The following is a 19,672-nucleotide window of genomic DNA, read 5'->3' as shown; positions in this document are numbered from 1 at the left end:
GACCCAGCCCGCCAAGGATTCGACGATTCCAGAATTCGACGATGCGGATGAGCCGGCCCCCCGAAAGGGGCCGGTTTTTTTGTCGACGCCGTCTTCGCGCAGGGTCGTCAACAGGATGACGCAATCGCGCAGGAACATCTTGCTCAGTCAGCCGTTGAGGCCGGGCGTTCGTGCAAAGGGGAGGTAGCCTTGGGCATCGTCTGGACCATCATCATCGGCTTCATTGCCGGCGTCGTCGCCAAGTTCATCATGCCGGGATCGAACGAGCCTTCCGGGTTCGTGCTGACCACGATCCTCGGCATCGTCGGCGCCATCGTGGCGACCTATCTCGGCCAAGCGCTCGGCTGGTACGCGCCGGGCCAAGGCGCGGGGCTGATTGGCGCAGTTGTCGGCGCGATCGTCGTGCTCGTCATCTGGGGCGCCCTATCCGGCCGCAATCGTGCGGTCTGATCCACGCGAGCCTATTCCAGGACAGAGGAGTGATTGCCGTGAGTGACGACAACAGCAGCAGCGGCTTCCCGTCCATGACCGCCTTGCTCGGTCTTCTGGCCGTGGCGGGCTTTCAAAACCGCGACAAGATCGCCGAGTGGATCGGCGGTCGCGGCCAGCCCGAGCCGGGACAGATTCCCTCGCCCGTGCCGCAACCCGGGCAGGCACAGGCACAGCCGCAGCAGGGCGGCGGACTTCTCGGCGGCCTCGGCGGCTTGCTCGGGGCGGGCGGTGTCGGCGCGGTGCTCAACAACGGCCTGGGCGAACTGGTCGACCGCTTCAACCAGTCGGGGCAGGGCCAGAAGGCCGATTCCTGGGTGAGCCAGGGGCCGAATGAGCAGGTTGCGCCGAATGAGCTGGAGCAGGCGCTCGGCCCCCAGGTCATCGACGCGATCACGCGCCAGACCGGGCTGACTCGCGAAGACCTGCTGGCGCGGCTGTCGAAAATCCTGCCGGAAGCGGTCGATCGCTACACGCCGGAAGGCCAGTTGAAACGGGGCTGATCGACAGCCCGTTTTCGTGATTCCGGGCCGTCGCTCTGCGTGCCGCCCGGAATGACGGTTTTCGTTTGTCTCAGAGCGCCCGCGCCATTTCGCGCAAGCGGAACTTCTGGATCTTGCCGGTGGAGGTCTTCGGCACCTCGGCGAAGACGATCGTCCGCGGGCATTTGAACGAGGCGAGGTGCTCCTTGCACCAGGCGATGATCTCGGCCTCGGTCGCGGAGTGGCCCGGCTTCAGCTCGATGAAAGCGCAGGGCGCCTCGCCCCATTTCTCGTCGGGCCGCGCCACCACGGCGGCAGCCTGCACGGCGGGGTGCTTGTAGAGCGCGTCCTCGACCTCGATCGAGGAGATGTTCTCGCCGCCTGAGATGATGATGTCCTTGGAGCGGTCCTTGAGCTGGATGTAGCCGTCGGGATAGCGCACGCCGAGGTCGCCGGTGTGGAACCAGCCCCCGGTGAAGGCGGCGCCGGTCGATTTCGGGTTCTTGAGATAGCCCTTCATCACCACATTGCCGCGCATCATCACCTCGCCGAGCGTCTGGCCGTCACGCGGGACCGGATGCATCGTCTCGGGATCGAGCACGTCGAGCCCTTCCAGCGCCGGATAGCGCACGCCCTGCCGGGCCTTCTTGGCGGCCTGATCGGCGGGGGAGAGCGCATTCCAGTCGTCGTTCCAGTCGTTGACGACTGACGGGCCGTAGCACTCGGTCAGCCCGTAGAGATGCGTCACCTCGAAGCCGGCCTGCTTCATGCCGGCGAGCACCGCCTCTGGCGGCGGGGCGGCGGCGGTGAAGAAGGAGACCCTCTGCGGAAAGTCGCGGCGCTCCTCGGCCGGGGCGTTGAGCAGCGTCGACATCACGATCGGCGCGCCGCAGAGATGCGTGACGCCGTGGTCGGCGAGCGCATCGTACATCGCCTTGGCGCGGACCTGCCGCAGGCAGACATGGGTGCCGGCGACGATCGAGATCGTCCAGGGGAAGCACCAGCCATTGCAGTGGAACATCGGCAGCGTCCAGAGATAGACGGGATGCCGGCCCATATTGCCGGTGATGACGTTGGAGGTGGCGAGCAGATTGGCGCCGCGGTGGTGATAGACCACGCCCTTCGGGTCGCCCGTGGTGCCGGAGGTGTAGTTCAGCGCGATGGCGTCCCATTCGTCCGATGGCATCTGCCAGTCGAAATTCGGGTCGCCGCCAGCGACGAAATCCTCGTATTCGACACTGCCCAGGCGCTCGCCCGGCCCGTCATAGACCGGATCGTCATAGTCGATGACCAGCGGCTTCGCCTTGCAGAGCGCGAGCGCCTCCTTGACCGTCTTCGAGAACTCACGGTCGCAGATCAGCACCTTGGCTTCGCCATGGTCGAGCGAGAAGGCGATGATCGCAGCATCGAGCCGGGTGTTCAGCGTGTTGAGGACGGCGCCGGCCATCGGCACGCCGTAATGGCATTCGAGCATCGCCGGCGTGTTCGGCAGCATCGCGGCGACGGTGTCGTTCTTGCCGATGCCGTGCTTCGCCAGCGCGGACGCAAGCCGGCGCGAGCGGGCATAGAACTCGGCATAGGAGCGCCGCAGCGTGCCGTGGACGATTGCCGTGCGGCTCGGGAAGACCGCGGCGGCGCGCTCAAGGAAAGTGAGCGGCGTCAGCGGCTGGAAATTCGCCGGGTTGCGGTCGAGATCGGTGTCATAGGCCGAACGGGTCATCGGAAAACCTTCCACGCAAGCGCGACAGCCTTAGCGGCTGGAGCGCCCTCGCGTAATCCATCCCTTTTTCCGATGCGGCGCAATCGCGCGGTGGCAGTTCATCGTGAGCCCTCATCCTTCGAGACGCCGCTGCGCGGCCCCTCAGGATGAGGGCCGAGAGGTGAACGGGCGCCTGGGAATCAGCCGAGAAGGTGCAGGTCGCGCACGCCGTCGAAGACCAGCTTCGCGCCGACGAGCAGCAGCAGCCAGTAGACGATGCCGTAGAAGCGCTCGGCCGGCACCCGCCGGACCAGCCAGATCCCGGCAAAGGTCGCCGCGATGGCGAAGGGCAGCAGCGCGGCTGAGGCCATGAGGTTCTGGCTGCTGAACTGGCCGAGCGCGAGATAGGGGATGATCTTCACCCAGTTCATCGCGGCGAAGAAGATCGCGCCGGTGCCGACGAAGACGGCGGGCGGCAGCTTCTGCGGCATGACGTAGATCTGGAATGGCGGGCCGCCGGCATGGGCGACCATGCTGGTGAAGCCGCAGAGGAAGCCCCAGACGCCGCCCGCGCTCCAATTCGCCTGCGTCGCCACGGCGGGCTTCTTGCCGTCGCTCAGCATGCGGCGCAACGCGAAGCCGACCGAGATCAACCCGACGGCGAGAACGACGGCTGCGTCCGAGACCTTCGCCGCCAGCAGATAGCCGAGGAGGATGCCCAGCAGCGCGCCGGGCGCCAGGGTTGCGAGATTGCGGCGGTCGAAGTCCCGCCGGTAGGACCAGACCGAGACCACGTCCTGCGCGATCAGCAGCGGCAGCATGATCGCGGCTGCCGTCACCGGCGAGACGACCAGCGCCATCAGCGGCAGGGAAAGCAGGCCGAGCCCGGAAAAGCCGCCTTTCGCGAGCCCCGTCAGGATGACGGCCGGCACCATGGCGGCGAAGAAGATGAGGTCGAAGGACATGGAGTGACGCTGCGCCGCAGCGCCGAGAGGTGCAGAATGGGATGGGCGAAAGTCGTAAGTTTACGTGCTTGCGCTGGCCGAGGGGAGTGCGCAGGATTCCGCGCAAAACCAGCCCTGCCATCGCCGGCTCGCTGCGGGGCTTTAGGACGAAACCCGGCGCAGAGGAACACGTCCGATGAATGGCTCCCATGCGGTACCCGCCCGCCCCGCCGAAGGCTATCGCGAAACCTACGCCCGGTGGCAGGCCGATCCGGCCGCCTACTGGCTCGATATTGCCAAGGGAATCGATTGGATTCGGCCGCCCGAGAGGGCTTTCGACGCTTCGGCCGGCATCTATGGCCGCTGGTTCCCCGACGCGACCTGCAACACCTGCTTCAATGCGCTGGACAGGCATGTCCGGGACGGGCGCGGCGATCAGGTCGCGCTGATCTACGACAGTCCGGTGACCGGGACAAAGGCCCGTTACACCTATGCGCAGATGCTGGAGGAGGTCGCGACGCTCGCGGCCGTGCTGCAGGATCTTGGCGTGGCCAAGGGTGACCGCGTCCTCATCTATATGCCGATGGTGCCGGAGGCGGCCTTCGCCATGCTGGCCTGCGCCCGCATCGGGGCGGTGCATTCGGTCGTCTTCGGCGGCTTCGCCGCCAAGGAGCTGGCGACGCGTATCGACGATGCCGAGCCCAAGGTGATCCTGACCGCGACGTGCGGCATCGAGCCGACGCGCGTGGTCGAATACAAGCCGCTGCTCGATGGCGCGATCGAGATGGCCAGGCACAAGCCGCAAACCTGCGTCGTGCTGCAGCGGCCGCAGGCGGACGCCTCGATGCATGCAATGCGCGACAAGAACTGGCGCACGCTGGTGGCCGCGGCGAAGGCGGCCGGGCGCAAGGCCGATTGCGTCGAGGTGGCGGCGACCGACCCGCTCTATGTCCTCTACACCTCCGGCACGACCGGCAAGCCGAAGGGCGTGGTGCGCGACAATGGCGGGCACATGGTCGTGCTCAAGGCGACGATGGACCAGCTCTTCGACGTGAAGCCCGGCGAGGTGATGTTCACCGCCTCGGATGTCGGCTGGGTCGTCGGTCACGGCTATATCGTCTACGCGCCGCTGATCCAGGGCGCGACCAGCGTGCTCTATGAGGGCAAGCCGGTCGGCACGCCCGATCCCGGTGCCTTCTGGCGGGTGATCGCGGAGCATGGCGTCAAGGTGCTGTTCACGGCGCCGACCGCGTTCCGCGCGATCCGCAAGGAGGATCCCGAGGGCAGGTACCTCGCCGGTCATGACCTGTCGCGGTTCAGGGCGCTCTTCCTCGCCGGCGAGCGGGCCGATCCCGAGACGCTGAAATGGGCCGAGGAATTGCTCAAGGTGCCGGTGATCGACCATTGGTGGCAGACCGAGAGCGGCTCGCCGATCGTCGGTGATCCGATGGGCCTCGGCCTGCTGCCGGTGAAGCACGGCTCGCCGACGGTGCCGCTGCCGGGCTGGGACGTCCAATGCCTCGACGAGGCCGGCCATCCGGTGAAGGCAGGGACGATGGGCGCGATCGTGCTGAAGCTGCCGCTGCCGCCCGGCGCCCTGCCGACGCTCTGGAACGACGACGAGCGCTTCAGGCAGGCGTATCTGACGACCTATCCGGGCTACTACAACACCTCGGATGCCGGTTTCATCGACGAGGACGGTTATGTCTTCATCATGGGGCGCACCGACGACATCATCAACGTCGCCGGCCACCGGCTCTCGACCGGGGGCATGGAGGAGGTGCTGGCGGCGCATCCGGCCGTGGCGGAATGCGCCGTGGTCGGCATTCGCGATGCGCTCAAGGGCGAGCAGCCCTGCGGCTTCGTCGTGCTGAAGGCGGGTACACGCCAGTCGCCGGCGGAGGTCGAGAAGGAGCTGGTCGCGCTGGTGCGCGAGCGGATCGGCCCCGTGGCGGCCTTCAAGCTGGCGGTGACGGTCAATCGGCTGCCGAAGACGCGTTCCGGCAAGATCCTGCGGGCGACCATGAAGAAGATCGCCGACGGCGAGGATTATGCCGTGCCGGCGACGATCGAGGACGCCGGAGTGCTCGACGAGATCGGCACGGCGCTGAAGGACAAGGGAATCGGGTAGGGCTGGCTCCGTCATCCTCCACAGTCATCCCGGGCGGAGCGAAGCGAAGACCCGGGATCCATGCCGGAACTGTTCAGGCATGGATCCCGGATCGGCGCCGCTCACGCGGCTTGTCCGGGATGACGGTGTTGTGTGGAAGGAGGCTAGAGAGCCTCAGCCCTCGTCGTCCTCATCCGCCGGGCGCTTGAGCTGCTTCAGCTTGGCGAAGACGGAATCGACGTCGATCGCCGCTTCCTCCTCGCGCTTCGGCCGGCTCATGTCGGCGAAGGGCTGGCTCTCGGTGTGGGCGTGCGCCGGCGCGGTGGTCTCTTCGGCGGGCAGCAGGGTCGAGCCGGCTTCGGCCAGCGCGGCCGGACGGTCCTTGGCGGCGCGGCCGACCTCGAAGTCCAGGTCGATCTGCGAGCACAGGCCGAGGCTGACCGGGTCGATCGGGGTGAGCTGCTGGGCGTTCCAGTGCGTGCGGTCGCGGATCTGCGCGATGGTCGACTTGGTCGTGCCGATCAGGCGGATGATCTGCGCGTCCTTGAGCTCGGGGTGGTTGCGCAGCAACCAGAGAATGGCGTTCGGGCGATCCTGGCGCTTGGAGACCGGGGTATAGCGCGGGCCCTTGGCGCGCTTGACCTCCGGCACCTTCACCTTGCGCTCGGCGAGACGCAGATGATGGTTCGGGTTCTTGGCGGCGCGCTCCAGCTCCTCGCGGGTGAGCTGGCCTGAGGTGATCGGGTCGAGGCCCTTGATGCCGGCCGCAACCTCACCATCGGCGATGCCGCGGACCTCGAGCGGGTGCAGCTTGCAGAACTCGGCAATCTGCTCGAACGTCAGGGAGGTGTTCTCGACCAGCCAGACCGCGGTGGCCTTGGGCATCAGCGGGGTTTGTGACACGGGGCGTCTCCTGGAAGGCCTTCGCGCCCGATCGGGCTCGTCAAGGCAGGGTCGCGGACAAAAGCTCTCATGCGCCGACCGGCCTCCCCGGCCGGCCATCCAAATCATCGACGATGAGCAGGATGGCGCGCCTTATAGGCGAGGGCGTGGCCAGTGTCCATGGATTTGCATGTCATTGCGGCGGCTGCTCGCGAGCCGAGAGGAGGGCATCCGGGATGGGCCGGGACGGTGTCGCCTTGTCCCAGGCCTGCGCCACGATCCGCCAAACGTCGGCCTCCTTGACCAGCAGCATCATCTCGACGGTGCGGCCGGTTTCGATCGCGTTTTCGACAGCCTCGCAGGCTGCGACCGCCACGGCGACATTGCCGAAGACACGGATCTCGATGCCGAGCGGGCTTTCCTCGAAGGAGCGCAGGCTCGTCTGCGACAGCTCTTGCATCCGCGCGACGAATTGGGCGGGCGATTGCGGCCGGGCGGGGCGAGCGGAGGCATAGAGCAGGGCGGCGTCATGGAAGTCGGCGCCGAAGCCGGCCCAGTCGGCCGGCTCGTCGAGCTGCCAGCTCAGGCTGGCGAACTGCCGCGCGACCAGCGCTGCAATCGCCTGCCTGTCCTCGTCCGGCGCCTCGTTCGGCATGGCTACACCGTCAGCACGATCTTCCCGATATGGGCGCTGGACTCCATCAGACGATGGGCGTCCGCGGCCCGGGCCAACGGGAATGTAGCATGGATCTGCGGCTTGCAGCGCCCGGCTTCGAGCAGCGGCCAGACTTTCGCATGCAGCTCGGCGGCGATGGCGGCCTTCTCGGGGACGGTGCGGGGACGCAGCGTCGAGCCGGTATGAGTCAGGCGCTTCAGCATCAGGCGGCTGAAATTGGCCGATGCCTTCGGGCCGTTGAGGAAAGCGATCTGGACGATGCGGCCCTGATCGGCCGCGGCTTCGTAGTTGCGGTCGATATAGTCGCCGCCGACCATGTCGAGGATGAGGTCGACGCCGCGCCCGCCGGTCGCGGCCTTCGAAGCGGCGACGAAGTCCTCGGTGCGGTAGTTGATGGCGTGGTCGGCGCCGAGTTCGCGGCAGGCGTGGCACTTCTCGTCGGAGCCGGCGGTCGCCAGCACGGTCGCGCCGAAGGCCTTGGCGAGCTGGATCGCCGTGGTGCCGATGCCGGATGAGCCGCCATGGACGAGGAAGCTCTCGCCCGCCTGCAGTCGGCCGCGCTGGAAGACATTGGTCCAGACGGTGAAGTAAGTCTCGGGGACGGCGCCTGCTTCGACAAGCGAAAAGCCCTTCGGCACGGGCAGGGCATTGTCCTCATGAACGATGGCGTATTCGGCATAGCCGCCGCCGGGAACAAGGGCGCAGACCTGCTGGCCGATGGCGAGGCGCTCCGCGCCTTCGCCGCGCGCCACGACCGTGCCCGCGAATTCGAGCCCCGGAATGTCGGAGGCGCCCGGAGGAGGCGTGTAACCGCCAAGGCGTTGCAGGACATCGGGGCGGTTCACGCCGGCAGCCGCGATGGCGACGAGGACCTGGCCGGGGCCGGGCTTGGGAACGGGGCGGGTTTCCGGGCGCAGGACTTCCGGGCCCCCGGGGGCGGGAATGCCGATCGCCGTCATCGTCTCGGGAATGGGGATCATGGCCTCGTCATCCTTCGTCATGGTGCGGCGCAGCGTGACTGTCGCCTCAAGTTGGCTAGCCTGCCGCGCGCAGTTTGAGCAGATGCGAGGCCGCCATGTCGATATTCCCGGAGGACGATCGCCCCAAACCGAAGAGCGTGCATGAGATCGGGCAGGACCTGTCGATGCTCTCGCTCGCCGAGATCGATGAGCGCATCGCCGCGCTGAAGGCCGAGATCGAACGCCTGGCCGAAACGCGGGCGCGCAAGGATGCCTCGCGCTCCGCAGCGGACGCGTTCTTTCGGAAACTTGCCTGAAAAAAGCGTCAAAAAGAAACGCCCGTTAAGGGGGCGTTAATGATTCCAAATTATGAATCGCATCATCCAGTTTGTCTGGATGTCGAGTGGCTCCTGCCCACTCTGTTTGACGCCTCCCTGTTGACCTTCGAGCCGCCTTTGGCGGCTCTTTTTTTGTTTTTGGCGCTTCCTCGCGCCTTCCTGTGGAGAGGGCCGCTGCCTGTGCCCGGACGGGCCGCCGGCCTCGTTTCCGCCATAGCGGTGTAGCCTTGTTAAGGTTAACGACATCTTAGCGGCGTTCGGAAACGCGATCGGCGTTATCCTTGCCACGTCAGCGGCATGATCCGTGGCGCGTTCCAAAGGCGCACGGGCTTGTGCCGATGGGAGACACCGCATGAACGATGCCCAGCTGCTCGATCCGCCGACGGAGGAGGGCGCGCTTTCCTTCGCGCGCCGTTTCGTCCGTTCGGACGCCTTCATGCTGCTGTTTCGCGAAGGCATGGGGCTGGTCGAACAGACCGCCGCCTATCTCGACGGGGAAGGCCGCAAGGAAGCGGCGGCGCTGCCGCGCGAGATCGCGCTGACCTATGCCACCGAGAGCATGCGCCTGACGACGCGGCTGATGCAGATCGCCTCCTGGCTGCTGGTCCAGCGCGCCGTGGCCGAAGGCGAGCTCACGGCCGAGCAGGCCAGGACCGAGCACAACAAGGTCAAGATCAGCGATCCGATGATCTCTCCTGCCGAGCATGTCGTCGCACAGCTGCCGGAGCGCCTGCGTAACCTGATGGCGCATTCGCTGCGGCTGCAGACCCGTGTGCGCCATCTCGAAAACCAGATGTCCGGGACCGAGACCCGCCGCGAAGCCGGCAATCCCGTCCAGGACCAACTGGCGAGCCTGCAGGCGCGCCTCGGCATGAGGCACTGAAGAATTCTCGCGGGAGGCCCGCTCTCCGGGCGGGCCGTCTCGGGCTTCACGCCGCTTCCAGGCTGAACAACAAAAAACCCGGCCGCGAGGCCGGGTTTCTTTGTCTCAGATCAAGGACGGTGGCGCCGGGGCGCCGCAGCCTCACTTCTTGCCGATCGTGCCCAGGCCCGCGAAGCGCGTGTTGAAGCGCGAGACGCGGCCGCCACGGTCCAGCATATGCTGCGTGCCGCCGGTCCAGGCCGGATGGGTCTTGGGGTCGATGTCAAGGTTGAGCGTGTCGCCTTCCTTGCCGTAGGTCGAACGGGTGGCATATTCGGTGCCATCGGTCATGACGACCTTGATGGTGTGATAATCGGGGTGGATGCCGGCCTTGGCCATGACGAAATCCTCGGAGCTTACAAAAACGGGCGCATCGACAAGCAGGCGAGCCTGCCCGGCCCGTCGAAAGAATTCGGATGAGCCTGTCGTGAAGTCGCGTGCACATATCGCAGCCGCGGCGTCAGCGCAAGCTTAACCGGCAATCGGCGCGCCCCTGCGGCGATGCGTCGTTTGCCAAGCTCGCCTTCATGGGCTTCACCGGGCGAGGTTGATATTGGTGGAAAAGGCGCGCGCGTGGCGCGCGCGTGACGAAGGAGGTTCGGTGCGTGGCCGAGGCTGACAAGAACGACAAGAAGGCGCGTCCCGACTTCCGCTCCCTGGCGACCTTCTGGCCCTATGCACGCGCGCAGAAGGGGCGGATCGCCTTCGCGCTCGTCGCGCTCGTGATCGCGTCGCTGGCGACGCTGGTGCTGCCGATGGCGGTCCGACGCGTCATCGATGTCGGCTTCGCCGGCGGCGAACGGCAGCTCGCCAACAGCTACTTCATCCTCCTGATCGGCGTGGTCGCGGTGCTCGCGCTGGCGAGTTCGGCGCGCTTCTACCTCGTCATGACGATCGGCGAGCGCATCGTCTCTTCGCTGCGTGCCGATGTCTTCCGCCATCTGACGCGGCTGGAGCCGGCCTTCTTCGATTCGAGCAAGGCGGGCGAGCTCGTCTCGCGGCTCACGGCGGACACCACGCAGATCAAGTCGACCTTCGCCTCGACCGCCTCGATCGCCCTGCGCAACGTCATCATGGCGCTGGGCGCCCTCGGGCTGATGGTGGCGACGAGCCCGCGGCTTTCCGCCATCGTCATCGGCGTGATCCCGCTGATCGTGGTCCCGCTGGTGCTCTCGGGTCGTTCGGTGCGCAGACGGGCGCGGGCCGCGCAGGACAGGTTGGCCGACGCCTCCGCCTTCGCCGCCGAGGCTGTCGGCGCGATCCGGACGATGCAGTCCTTCGGAGCCGCCCGCCAGACCTCGGCCCGCTTCGAGGCCGCCTCCGACGGAGCTTATTTCGCTTCGCGGGAAGCGACGGCCTCGCGCGCGCTGCTCTCCGGCGTCGCGATCTTCCTGGTCAGCGCCAGCGTCGTCTGCGTACTCTGGACCGGGGCGACCGAGGTCTTCGACGGGCGGATGAGCGGCGGCCGGCTCTCGCAGTTCATTCTCTATGCGGTGCTGGCGGCAAGCTCGCTCGGCCAGCTGTCCGAGGTCTATGGCGATATCAGCGCGGCGGCCGGCGCCTCGAGTCGGCTCGGCGAGATCCTGGCCCTGAAGCCCGCGATCGCCGCGCCGCCGCATCCCAAGCCGATGCCGGCCCCTTCGCTCGGCGAACTCGCCTTCGAGAACGTCTCGTTCAGCTATCCCGGCCGGGTCAGCCCGGCGCTGTCGGACCTGAGCTTCTCCGTGCGGCCGGGCGAGCGCGTGGCGCTGGTCGGCCCGTCCGGCGCCGGCAAGAGCACGGTGCTGCAGCTCGCGCTGCGCTTCTACGATCCGCAGGACGGGCGCGTCGTGGTCGATGGCGTCGCCGGACCCGAGGCAGACCCGGAGATCTGGCGCGAACGCTTCGCGCTGGTGCCGCAGGAACCGACCGTCTTCGGTGTCTCGATTCGGGACAATATCGCCTATGGCCGTCCCGACGCGTCGCAGGACGAGGTCGAAGCGGCGGCGCGGCTCGCGGCGGCCGAAGAGTTCATCCGTGCGCTGCCGCAGGGCTACGACACGATCGTGGGCGAGCGTGGCGTCACGCTATCGGGCGGGCAACGCCAGCGCCTCGCCATCGCGCGGGCGATCCTGAAGGACGCGCCGATCCTGCTGCTCGACGAGGCGACGAGCGCGCTCGACTCGGAAAGCGAGCGGGCGGTTCAAGATGCGCTCGACCGGCTGATGCTGGGGCGCACGACGCTGGTCGTGGCGCATCGCCTGGCGACCATCCTCTCGGCCGACCGAATTCTCGTGATGGAAGACGGACGCATCGTCGAGGAAGGCACGCATGCCGAGCTCAAGGCGCGCGGCGGGCTTTATGCACGCCTGGCCGCGCTGCAGTTCGGGCTGGAGGCGGCTTAGGATAGAGCGAGAAGAAAACCGTTGTTCCGGATCGGCGCCGCTAAAGCGGCGTGTCCGGAGTGACGCAGTGGACCCGGCTCTAGGGGCCCACCAGCGCGCGCTGTTGTTCTTCGCTGGGTTGGCCGAAGAAGCGGATATTGCCGGGCTGGATGAGGACGCCGAGCGCCTCGCTGCCATCGGGCGAGAACAGCGCATAGAACCGGTTGTCGCCGCAATCGTGGCGCTTGCAGGTGTCGACGCGCTCGAAGGTCTGGTCGCCGACGGTGACGATCGTGCTGGGGCCGCCCGGACCGCTCAGCTTGTCAGCCCTGAGCCAGGCTTCGCGCGGGCCGAGCTTGCCGACCATGTGGGTCCAGGCCTCGCGATAGGTCGGCTGCTTCAGCATGTCGTGGAGATAGCGCCCGCCGCCGCCCGTCGACTGGGCCGAAGCCGGGGCCGTCAGCAGCAGCGCGAGAGCCCCAGCGACGGTGAAAGAGAGGCGCCCGACGGACATGATCAGCGCTCCGTGATCTTGAACTCGATGCGGCGGTTGCGGCGGTGCGCTTCGTCGGTATTGGCGACATCGAGCGGCTGGTATTCGCCGAAGCCGGTGGCGGCGACCCGATCGGTCGGCAGGCCGCGCGAGATCAGGTACTCGACCACGGCGATGGCGCGCGCCGAGGAGAGATGCCAGTTCGAAGGGAACTGGGCGGTCTTGATCGGGCGGTTGTCGGTGTGGCCGTCGACGCGCAGGATCCAGGGCAGGTCGGGCGGCATCTCGCGGCCGAGATCGAGCAGGATGGTGGCGAGCTTGTCGAGCTCCTCCTTGCCTTCGGGCTTCAGAACAGCCTGACCGGCATCGAAGAAGACTTCCGACTGGAAGACGAAGCGGTCCCCGACGACGCGGATGTCGGGCCGCGTGCCGAGCACCTGCCGCAGACGTCCGAAGAAGTCCGAGCGGTAGCGCGCGAGTTCCTGGACGCGCTGGGCCAGCGCCACATTGAGCCGCGAGCCCAGTTCCGAGATGCGCGCCTGCGAGTCCTTGTCTTTGGCCTCCGAGGCGGCAAGCGCCTCTTCCAGCGCGGCGAGCTGACGGCGCATGGCGAGAATCTGCTGGTTGACGAGATCGACGGTCGACTGGGCGCGGGCGGAGAGCTGCTTTTCGGCGTCGAGCGCCTTCTGCGTCTCTGCGAGCTGGACCGGGGCGGCATTGTTCTGGGTGGCGAGCTGGCCCTGCAGGCGGCCGCGCTCGTCCTGCTCGCGCGTCAGGGTCGATTGCATGAGCTGCAGGTTCTCCTGCGCCTGCCGGTTCGAGGAACGCTCCAGCGCCAGCAAATCGGTGAGCTCGGAGATCTGCCTGTTGAGCCGCTCCAGCGCGGTGTCCTTGCCGGTCAGCTCCTGTGAGAGGAAGAACTGGCCGAGGACGAAGACGGTGAGCAGGAAGACGATGCCGATCAGCATCGTCGAGAGCGCGTCGACGAAACCGGGCCAGAAATTCGCGTCCTCGCGGCGATGGGCGCGGGAGAGGGCCATGGGTCAGGCTCCTGAAGTGCCGACGGCGATCATGGCTCGGTGATCTGGTCAGCCGTAAGGCGTTCGATCAACCGCTTCAGATCCTTTTCGCGCGTGGCCTGCGCCTCGACCCAGTCGCGGATCATCTGCTGCTCGGCGCGCATATGCTGGACGAGGCCCTGGATGCCCTCGGCGAGGTTGGCGAGCGCCTGGGTCGCCGCGCGGTTGTTCGAGGCGCCGTCCGCCATCGCGGAGCTCAGCCTTTCGAAGCGGTCGGCCAGCGGGTCGCCTGCGGCGAGCAGGGGCGCGATGGTATCCGGCGTTGCGGTGCGGGTGCCGAGCCAGCTTTCGAGCTCGTTGCGGAAGCGGCGCTGCGCCTGTGCCACCTGAAGATCGAGGAAGCCGAGAATCAGCGAGCCGGCGATGCCGAAGAGCGAGGACGAGAAGGACAGGCCCATGCCGGCGAGCGGGGCCGAGAGCCCGGCCTTCAGCTCGTCGAAGAGCACCCCGGCCTCGGCGCCGGTGCGCAGCGACTTGATGACGGTGCCGACCGAACCCACGGTGTCGAGCAGGCCCCAGAATGTGCCGAGCAGGCCGAGGAAGACGAGCAGGCCGGCGAGATAACGCAGCACCTCACGCCCGTCGTCGAGCCTGACCGCGACCGATTCGAGGGCCGAGACGGCCTGGGCGGGGGCGAGCGTGCCGCGATCGAGAGCTGTGAGGACGGAGCCGAAGGGCGCGATGACCTGGCTGCGCTGGACCTCTGCCGAGGCGGGGGCGGCGGCAAGCCGGGTGGCGGCACGGGCCTCGGTGTAAAGGCGCCAGAGTTCGCGCAGGGCGATCAGCACGCCGACGAACAGTGCGCCGACAATGAGGCCGTTAAGCCCCGGATTGGTCATGAAGGCCTGAACCAGGCCGCCCTGGAGGATGTAGCCGAGGAAGCCGATCAGGGCGAGAAACAGGACCGCACGGATGATGTAGCGAAGCGGGCGCGAGAAGCGGGTCTCCGTACGCAGGGGTGCGGCCGTCACCGGCTCGGCCGCGAAATCCTCGTTCGCCATTCGTCGTCTTCCGTTCGCCTCGGAGTGCGGGGAGGACTGTCGCCTTCCACGCCTCCGGGATCAAGCACGAAAGAGCTACAGTTCTGTCTCAAAGCCGGTTTGAAAAAGTCCCCAGCCCTCGGGCGAGGAGCCATTTCGCCGGAAGTGGCGTCTCGCGATGAGGACTGGTGCGCCCAGAGAGCCTCTCAGGCGGCGGCTGTCTTCAGCGCTGCGGCGAGCGCACGCTCGCCGGCCTCGTTGCCGCAGATGATGTCCCGGGCGCTGGTGATCGGCTTGCCGTCGAGCGAGCCGAAGGTGCCGCCCGCCTCGCGGATCAGCACGGCGCCCGCCGCGAAATCCCAGGTGTTGAGACCGCGCTCCCAGTAGGCGTCCATGCGGCCGGCGGCGACATAGGCGATGTCGAGCGCTGCCGAACCCATGCGGCGAACATTGGCGAAGCGCGGCATCACCGCGGCGAGCTCGCGCAGGAACTGGCCGTGGCCGCCCTTGCCGATATGCGGGATGCCGGTGCCGATCAGCATGTCGGCCGGCTCGTTGCGGCCGGAGACGCGCAGGCGCCGGTTGTTGACATAGGCGCCCTTGCCCTTCTCGGCCATGAACATCTCGTCCTTGGCGGCGTCGTAGACGACACCGGCGATGAACTGGTTGTCGCGCTCGAGCGCGACCGAGATGTTCCAGTGCGGGATGCCGCGCAGGAAGTTGTGGGTGCCGTCGAGCGGGTCGATATGCCAGCGATTGCTCTCGTCCGTGCCGTGGACGACGCCGCTTTCCTCCATGATGAAGCCGTAGCCCGGCCGCGCCTTCTCCAGCGACTCGCGCAGGATCTGCTCGGCTTTGTGATCGGCCTTCGAGACGAAGTCGCCGGGCCCTTTCGCGAGCACCTGCAGGTTCTCGACCTCGCCGAAGTCGCGCTTCAGAGAGCGGGACGCCTTCATCACGGCGTCGGTCATCACGGTCATCAGGGGGGAGCGGATCATCGGAAACCTCTTGCGCGCCGGGGCGCGGCTGGAAAGGAAGGAACGGCCTCTCCAGCCCTCATCCTGAGGAGCCGCAAAGCGGCGTCTCGAAGGATGTTTCAGATTGCACTGGAACATCCTTCGAGACGCAGCCTAAAGGCTGCTCCTCAGGATGAGGGCTGCGTTTCGACCGTAGTAACCCGTCACTTGCGCGGCTCTTACTGCGCCGTCAAGACGGCGCTGCTGATGCGGCTGGCCGCAATGCGCGCGGCGCGGGCCTGCTGTTCGGGCTTCAGCCGGTCGAACAGGGCGTCGAGCCCGGGGTCATCGAGCCCCTGCGCACGAGCGGCGAGATGCCAGGCCGCGGCCTCGATCGTGTCGGGCGGAATGCCCAGGCCAAACTGGTAGAGCTTGGCCAGACGGTTCTGGGCGATCGGGTTGCCGAGCGCGGCGGCGCGCTGGAACAGCTTCGCCGCGCGCGCCTCATCCTTGGACACGCCGATGCCGTTGAACAGCATGATCGCATACTCGACCATGCCGGGAACGTTGCCGGCCGCAGTCGCCTGCTTCATCCAGCGCGCGGCTGTCTCCTCGCTCGCCGGCATGCCGCGGCCCTGCTTTGCCAGCACGCCGAGGGCATGCATGGCGTCGCCGACATTGGATTTGGCGGCGATCTCGAGGCAGGCGACGGCGCGCTGGTCGTCCGCCTCGCGGCCGGTGGCGAGCAGGGTCAGCGCGAGATTGTAGTTGGCGGCCGGGTGGCCGGCCGCAGCGGCCTTCTCAAGCAGGGCGCCGGCGCGGACCGGATCGCGCTTGCCGCTCTTGTCGTCGAGCAGCTGGGTCGCCAGGGCGAAGGTGGCATTGATATCGCCGCGCGCTTCGGCCCGTTCATACCATTCGGTCGCGACCTTCTGGTTCGGGGCGACGCCGAGGCCCTGACGGTAGAGCTCGCCGAGCAGCGTCATCGCGGCGGCGTCGCTGTTGTCGGTCTCGATGCGCTTGAGCGCATCGGACAGCGCACGCCGGTAGTGGCCTGCCTGATAGGCGCCATAGGCATTGTCGGCTGAGGGCGCGGCCCAAGCCGGAGCCGCCACCAGCATGGAACCGGCGAGGCAGGCAATACGGGCGAGATGCTTCATCGCGCCGCCTTCCGGGCCGCGAATTCGGCGATCGTGGCATTGGCAGCCTCGACCAGCGCGCGGACATCCTGGCCTTCCTCGAAGGCCCAGGCACCGAGCGCGACGAACTCGGCGCCGGTCTCGACCAGCGCGGGGATCGATTCGGCATCGGGCGCATAGGCGACGCAGGGCGTCTCGAAGATCTCGGCCCACCAGCCGGCGCGCTCGATCACGGCCGTGAGCGGCGGCACGCTGCCGTCGGCGCGCGGTTCGCCGAACATGACGTAGTCGACACCGGCCTCGCCGACATCCATCGCGTCGTGGCGGGCGCGCAGGCCGCCGGCGCCGACGATGCGCTCGTTCTTCAGGCTGGAGCGGGCCTCTGCGATCGCCTCGGGCCCACCGGTGACATGCACGCCGTCGGCGCCGCCGCGGGTCGCGACGAGCGCGCTGTCCTCGACGACAAGGGCGACGTTGTTGGCCTGGACCGGTGCGGCGAGGCGCTTGACGCGCTCGATGCGGTTGCGGTCGTCGCCGGGCGTGAGGCGCAGCACGATGGCGGCGATGTCACCGCCGGCCATGGCCTGCATCAGGCGAAAGACGATCGCCTCCGCGTCCTCGACGGGCGGGGTGACGAGCATCAGGCGGGTGTGGGAGGAGTGCGTGGTCATGATCGGCTGCGCAAACGGCCCGCAGCGAAGTCCAATGTCAAGACCGCAAGCCCGGCAATCAAGCTCCAGAAGGCGGAGCCGATGCCGAAGAGCGAGAAGCTGGAGGCGGCGACGGAGAAGGCGATGACGGCGGCGAAGCGCTCCTTGTCGGAGGATATGGCCTGGGCGAGCGCGCCCGTGAGCGAGCCGACGAGGCCGAGCCCGGCAACGGCGACGATCAGCGCCTTCGGCATGGCGAGCACCAGCGCGATCAGCAGGCCGGCAAAGCCAGCGACGGTGAGCCAGAGCGCGCCGTAGACCACGCCGGCCTTCCAGCGCTGCTTCGGGTCAGGGTGGGTGTCGCCGCCGGTGCAGATCGAGGCTGATATCGCGGCCATGTTGGTCATATGCGCGCCAAAGGGCGCGGTGACGAGCGAGGTCAGGCCGGTGACGAAGAGGGCGGGCGCCGTCGGCGGGCTGTAGCCGGCGGCGCGCAGCACGGCGAAACCCGGCAGGTTCTGGGCGGCCATGGTGACGAGGTAGAGCGGGACGCCGATGCCGAGCATGGCGGCAATATCGAAGCGAGGCGTGACGAATTCGAGGCCGGTCAGCGCCAGGCCCCCGGCTGGCCAGTGGGCGAGGCCGCCGGCGAAGCTGATCACAATACCGGCGGCGAGCGCGGCGATGACGCCAAGGAAGGGGCTGATCAGCCGCGCGACGAGAAAGACCGCGAGCAGCGGAAGGACGAGCGTCGGCGACAGCCGCATCTCGTCGAAGACCGCTACGACAAAGCGGAAGATGACACCAGCCAGCATCGCCGAGGCGACGGGCATCGGGATGCGTTCGATCAAGCGGCCGAGCGGGCGGAAGGCGGCGGTGAGCATCATCAGCGCCGCGGCGAGGAGAAACGCGCCGACCGCCGACGCCATGTCGAAGCCGCTGGCGGCGGCGATGAGGGCCGCGCCCGGCGTCGACCAGGCGCAGATCATCGGCATGCGGTAGCGCCAGGACAGAAAGGCGCTGGAGATCGCGGTCGCAATGGCGAGCGCGGCGATCCAGGATACGGTCTGTCCGGCCGTTGCGCCGAGCGTCTGCGCGGCGGAGAGGATGACGGCCACCGAGGCGGCGAAGCCGACGAAGACCGCGACCAGGGCGGAGAAGACGATCGACATGGTGTTCCGGCGGTGATCGCAGGCGGCGGGATCAAGCCGTTGAATCAGAAAACGCGGCGTACGGAAAGAGCGCTAGGCACATGCCGAGCTGCAGCCGGAGCGATGCGCCGCCCCGCAAAGAAAACGCCCGGCGCCAGGCCGGGCGTTGCAGAATGGAGCCGTCAGGCGGATCACGCCGCCTTCTTGGAGCCGAAGGTCGGGTCGAGCTCGCCCTTGGCGTAGCGCTTGGCCATTTCGGCCAGCGTGATGACACGCTTGATCTTCGAGGCCTGGCCGGCGGTGTTGAACTCCTCGAGCCGCTGCTTGCAGAGCTTGGTCATCGCCTCCATGGCGGGCTTCAGATATTTGCGCGGATCGAACTCGCCGGGGTTCTCGGACAGGATCTTGCGGATCTGGCCGGTCATCGCCATGCGGTTGTCGGTGTCGATGTTGATCTTGCGCACGCCGTGCTTGATGCCGCGCTGGATCTCCTCGACAGGCACACCCCAGGTCTGGGGCATCTTGCCGCCGTACTGGTTGATGACGTCCTGAAGGTCCTGCGGAACGCTGGACGAGCCGTGCATGACGAGATGCGTGTTCGGCAGCAGCTTGTGGATCGCCTCGATGACATGCATCGCCAGGATCGCGCCGTCGGGCTTGCGGGTGAACTTGTAGGCGCCGTGCGAGGTGCCCATGGCGATGGCGAGCGCATCGACCTTGGTCTCGGCAACGAACTTCACGGCTTCGTCGGGGTTGGTCAGGAGCTGGTCGTGGCTGAGCTTGCCCTCGAAGCCGTGACCGTCCTCCTTCTCGCCCTCGCCGGATTCGAGCGAGCCGAGCACGCCGAGCTCGCCCTCGACGGAGATGCCGCCGAGATGGGCCATGTCGGTGACGGTCTTGGTCACGCCGACATTGTAGTCCCAGTCGCCGGGGGTCTTGCCGTCGGCCTTGAGCGAGCCGTCCATCATCACCGATGTGAAGCCCGCCTGGATCGCGGTCATGCAGGTCGCCGGCTCGTTGCCGTGGTCGAGATGCACGCAGACCGGGATATGCGGATAGATCTCGGTGACGGCGTCCATCATGTGCTTGAGCATGATGTCGTTGGCGTAGCTGCGGGCGCCGCGCGAGGCCTGGATGATGACGGGCGCGTCGGTCGCATCCGCCGCGGCCATGATCGCCAGCGCCTGCTCCATGTTGTTGATGTTGAAGGCGGGCACGCCGTAGTCGTTCTCGGCGGCGTGGTCGAGCAACTGGCGAAGCGTGATACGGGCCACGATTGGCACTCCCTTTGGCTAATCGATATGAGGTTTGATGTAGTGCGTAAGCGCCACTGGCGCAAAACTAAAGCACTGACATGCTG

Annotated in this window: 20 protein-coding genes; 6 read left to right on the top strand and 14 right to left on the bottom strand. The window is 67.4% G+C overall.

Annotated elements, in window-relative coordinates; all coding sequences use genetic code 11:
- Positions 1 to 189: 189 nt before the first annotated feature.
- Both AC1DNE_RS21140 and AC1DNE_RS21135 read left to right on the top strand, forming a co-directional pair.
- Entirely contained in the window at positions 190 to 450 is a 261-nt protein-coding gene (locus tag AC1DNE_RS21140) for a GlsB/YeaQ/YmgE family stress response membrane protein (RefSeq protein WP_441472934.1), read from the top strand.
- Positions 451 to 524: 74 nt separating this feature from the next.
- Complete coding sequence (locus AC1DNE_RS21135; RefSeq protein WP_441472933.1) at positions 525 to 992, top strand: YidB family protein; 468 nt, start codon at positions 525 to 527, stop codon at positions 990 to 992.
- Between the two features lie 70 nt (positions 993 to 1,062).
- Here AC1DNE_RS21135 and AC1DNE_RS21130 read toward each other — a convergent pair whose 3' ends face one another.
- On the bottom strand, positions 1,063 to 2,691 hold the full coding sequence (locus tag AC1DNE_RS21130) for an acyl-CoA synthetase (RefSeq protein WP_476811116.1): 1,629 nt from the start codon (positions 2,689 to 2,691) through the stop codon (positions 1,063 to 1,065).
- Positions 2,692 to 2,870: 179 nt separating this feature from the next.
- A complete protein-coding gene (locus AC1DNE_RS21125) occupies positions 2,871 to 3,635 on the bottom strand; it encodes a sulfite exporter TauE/SafE family protein (protein WP_441472931.1) in 765 nt (254 codons plus the stop codon).
- Positions 3,636 to 3,810: 175 nt separating this feature from the next.
- Between AC1DNE_RS21125 and AC1DNE_RS21120 the strand changes: the two genes are divergently transcribed.
- Complete coding sequence (locus AC1DNE_RS21120; protein ID WP_441472930.1) at positions 3,811 to 5,745, top strand: propionyl-CoA synthetase; 1,935 nt, start codon at positions 3,811 to 3,813, stop codon at positions 5,743 to 5,745.
- Positions 5,746 to 5,898: 153 nt separating this feature from the next.
- Here AC1DNE_RS21120 and AC1DNE_RS21115 read toward each other — a convergent pair whose 3' ends face one another.
- The 3 genes from AC1DNE_RS21115 to AC1DNE_RS21105 form a co-directional block, all read right to left on the bottom strand.
- Positions 5,899 to 6,627 (bottom strand): DUF1013 domain-containing protein, encoded by a 729-nt coding sequence (locus tag AC1DNE_RS21115; RefSeq protein WP_441472929.1) that lies wholly within the window; start codon positions 6,625 to 6,627, stop codon positions 5,899 to 5,901.
- A 172-nt stretch (positions 6,628 to 6,799) separates the two neighbouring features.
- Positions 6,800 to 7,261, bottom strand: a complete 462-nt coding sequence (locus AC1DNE_RS21110) for a nuclear transport factor 2 family protein (protein WP_441472928.1) — start codon at positions 7,259 to 7,261, stop codon at positions 6,800 to 6,802.
- A gap of 2 nt (positions 7,262 to 7,263) precedes the next feature.
- Positions 7,264 to 8,262: an NAD(P)H-quinone oxidoreductase gene (locus tag AC1DNE_RS21105; protein ID WP_441472927.1), complete on the bottom strand. Its 999-nt coding sequence runs from the start codon at positions 8,260 to 8,262 to the stop codon at positions 7,264 to 7,266.
- Positions 8,263 to 8,357: 95 nt separating this feature from the next.
- On the opposite strand from AC1DNE_RS21105, the gene AC1DNE_RS21100 reads away from it, so the two are divergent.
- The gene (locus tag AC1DNE_RS21100) at positions 8,358 to 8,558 is read left to right on the top strand and encodes a DUF1192 domain-containing protein (RefSeq protein WP_441472926.1); all 201 of its coding nucleotides are present in this window, start codon (positions 8,358 to 8,360) and stop codon (positions 8,556 to 8,558) included.
- 373 nt (positions 8,559 to 8,931) lie between these two features.
- Positions 8,932 to 9,462, top strand: coding sequence for a protease adaptor protein RcdA (rcdA, locus tag AC1DNE_RS21095; protein ID WP_441472925.1), 531 nt, complete (start codon positions 8,932 to 8,934; stop codon positions 9,460 to 9,462).
- A gap of 141 nt (positions 9,463 to 9,603) precedes the next feature.
- Here rcdA and rpmE read toward each other — a convergent pair whose 3' ends face one another.
- Entirely contained in the window at positions 9,604 to 9,840 is a 237-nt protein-coding gene (gene rpmE / locus AC1DNE_RS21090; protein ID WP_441472924.1) for a 50S ribosomal protein L31, read from the bottom strand.
- Positions 9,841 to 10,106: 266 nt separating this feature from the next.
- Here rpmE and AC1DNE_RS21085 point away from each other — a divergent pair, with 266 nt between their 5' ends.
- Positions 10,107 to 11,885, top strand: coding sequence for an ABC transporter transmembrane domain-containing protein (locus tag AC1DNE_RS21085; RefSeq protein WP_441472923.1), 1,779 nt, complete (start codon positions 10,107 to 10,109; stop codon positions 11,883 to 11,885).
- Between the two features lie 79 nt (positions 11,886 to 11,964).
- Here the strand turns inward: AC1DNE_RS21085 and AC1DNE_RS21080 are convergent, their stop codons facing one another.
- From AC1DNE_RS21080 to fba, 8 genes are all read right to left on the bottom strand, one after another.
- On the bottom strand, positions 11,965 to 12,378 hold the full coding sequence (locus AC1DNE_RS21080; protein WP_441472922.1) for an Ivy family c-type lysozyme inhibitor: 414 nt from the start codon (positions 12,376 to 12,378) through the stop codon (positions 11,965 to 11,967).
- 2 nt (positions 12,379 to 12,380) lie between these two features.
- The gene (locus AC1DNE_RS21075; RefSeq protein ID WP_441472921.1) at positions 12,381 to 13,397 is read right to left on the bottom strand and encodes a peptidoglycan -binding protein; all 1,017 of its coding nucleotides are present in this window, start codon (positions 13,395 to 13,397) and stop codon (positions 12,381 to 12,383) included.
- A 29-nt stretch (positions 13,398 to 13,426) separates the two neighbouring features.
- A complete protein-coding gene (locus AC1DNE_RS21070) occupies positions 13,427 to 14,437 on the bottom strand; it encodes a flagellar motor protein MotA (RefSeq protein WP_441472920.1) in 1,011 nt (336 codons plus the stop codon).
- A gap of 185 nt (positions 14,438 to 14,622) precedes the next feature.
- Positions 14,623 to 15,414, bottom strand: a complete 792-nt coding sequence (locus tag AC1DNE_RS21065) for an inositol monophosphatase family protein (protein WP_441472919.1) — start codon at positions 15,412 to 15,414, stop codon at positions 14,623 to 14,625.
- A gap of 197 nt (positions 15,415 to 15,611) precedes the next feature.
- Positions 15,612 to 16,532, bottom strand: a complete 921-nt coding sequence (locus tag AC1DNE_RS21060) for a tetratricopeptide repeat protein (protein ID WP_441472918.1) — start codon at positions 16,530 to 16,532, stop codon at positions 15,612 to 15,614.
- A complete protein-coding gene (locus AC1DNE_RS21055) occupies positions 16,529 to 17,182 on the bottom strand; it encodes a thiamine phosphate synthase (protein ID WP_441472917.1) in 654 nt (217 codons plus the stop codon). The genes AC1DNE_RS21060 and AC1DNE_RS21055 overlap by 4 nt, the downstream gene beginning before the upstream one ends.
- A complete protein-coding gene (locus AC1DNE_RS21050; protein WP_476841177.1) occupies positions 17,179 to 18,333 on the bottom strand; it encodes a benzoate/H(+) symporter BenE family transporter in 1,155 nt (384 codons plus the stop codon). The genes AC1DNE_RS21055 and AC1DNE_RS21050 overlap by 4 nt, the downstream gene beginning before the upstream one ends.
- Before the next feature lie 170 nt (positions 18,334 to 18,503).
- On the bottom strand, positions 18,504 to 19,586 hold the full coding sequence (gene fba, locus AC1DNE_RS21045; RefSeq protein WP_476766413.1) for a class II fructose-bisphosphate aldolase: 1,083 nt from the start codon (positions 19,584 to 19,586) through the stop codon (positions 18,504 to 18,506).
- Between the last annotated feature and the right edge of the window lie 86 nt (positions 19,587 to 19,672).

The sequence above is a fragment of the Allobosea sp. 05L423 genome (genome assembly GCF_056397745.1).
Note: the sequence above shows the minus strand (reverse complement) of the source record. Positions and strands in the feature narration are given on the sequence as shown.